Below are 670 nucleotides of genomic sequence, written 5' to 3'. Positions count from 1 at the left end.
CGCCAGGCTGTTGAGGTCGTCCGTGTTCAGCGTGCGGAYCTGGTCGGTCGTCAGCGCGTTGATCTGGCTGGAGCTSAGSGCGCGCAGCTGGTCGSWGGTSAGGCCRTCCAGCTGGGTGCTGGTCAGGCCRCGCAGGGCGGCCGTGCTCAGCGACTTCATGTCRGCSGCCTCGATGGCCGACAGCTGGTCGGTGTTCAGGGCCGACACCTGGGCCGARCCCAGGGCGGCGATCTGGGCGGTGCCCAGGGCCGTCATGTCGCCGGCCGTCAGGCCTTGCACTTGGGCCGTGGTCAGCGCAGCGATCTGGCCCGTGGTCAGGACGCCCACCTCGTCGGAGGTCAGCGTCTGGATCTGGTCGGAGGAGAGGCCGCGCAGTGCCGCGGTCGTGACGGCGCGCAGGTCGGCCGTTTCCATCGTCGGCAGCTGGTCAGAGGTCAGCGAGCCGAACTGCGTGGAGTTCAGCGTCGCGAACTGGGCCGAGCCCATGGCGTTGAGGCTGTCCGTCGTCAGGTGGCTCAGCTGCGCCGTCGTCAGCGCGGCGACCTGGGCGGTGGAGAGCTTGTTGAACTGGTCGGACGCCAGGCTGTTGAGGTCGTCCGTGTTCAGCGTGCGGATCTGGTCGGTCGTCAGCGCGTTGATCTGGCTGGAGCTGAGCGCGCGCAGCTGGTCG

1 pseudogene is annotated in these 670 nt (G+C 69.2%); it reads right to left on the bottom strand.

What is annotated here, in order from left to right:
- Positions 1-670 (bottom strand): annotated as a pseudogene (locus ACXJKJ_RS30755) (heme utilization protein); the annotation flags it as partial.

The organism is Roseateles sp. P5_E1, assembly GCF_054049335.1.
This window is presented reverse-complemented; position numbering and strand designations above follow the sequence as displayed.